Source organism: Carboxylicivirga sp. M1479, from assembly GCF_007097485.1.
Lineage (GTDB): Bacteria > Bacteroidota > Bacteroidia > Bacteroidales > Marinilabiliaceae > Carboxylicivirga.
Map to the genome: position 1 here is coordinate 1 of NZ_VKDE01000087.1, position 742 is coordinate 742.

1 protein-coding gene is annotated in these 742 nt (G+C 37.9%); it reads right to left on the minus strand.

Annotation, left to right across the window (positions count from 1 at the left end):
- Window positions 1–653: IS1595 family transposase (locus FNN09_RS20885; protein ID WP_185969095.1), on the minus strand; the 653-nt coding region annotated here is incomplete at its 3' end.
- Window positions 654–742 lie beyond the last annotated feature (89 nt).

Here is a 742-nt window from a genome sequence, read left to right on the forward strand (position 1 = left end):
ATTTTGTGTATATAGCCCAGTTTTTCTAATCCTGAATAGCTCGGCCAACCATCAGTAATGACTGTTGATGTTGGTTCAATGTTCTTTTTAATAAATTCTGTTAAGCTTTTCCCCGATGCATCCTGTATCTTTTCCAGTCGCACTCTACCTGTTTTTCGACCTTTAACTTCAACAGCCACAGCTATTAAACTTTTGCCTTCTGCTCCTCTTCCTCGCTTTCCTGGCTTTTTACCACCAACGAGGACTTCATCTACTTCAACAATACCTTTCAACTTATTTCTGCCACTCAATACCATTAATCGCCTGAATTTATGCAACCAAGTCCATGCTGTTCGATAACTTCCCAGTCCAAGTACCTTTTGCAAACCTTTTGCGCTAACACCATTCTTTTGTGCAACCATCCACCAAATGGCATGAAACCATATCAGCAAAGGTTTAGTGGTTTTATGAAACATTGTGTTATTTGTCACGGTAGTTTCTTTATGACAATCAGAACATTCAAATCTGCCTTTGTTCTTTTTCCAAAAACGTATTGAACCACATTGGGGACATTCAAAACCATTTGGCCATCTTAATGACTCCAAATAATCAATGCAGTCCTGTTCGGTTTTAAACATTTTTTCAAATTCCATTTGATCTGCCGGATATTCCATATCCATAAAGTTAAAACTTTACGGGAGATGATTAAATACCCCATAAAGAATAAAATAACCCATGTTGCCATGGAAAGCACAGGCGTATA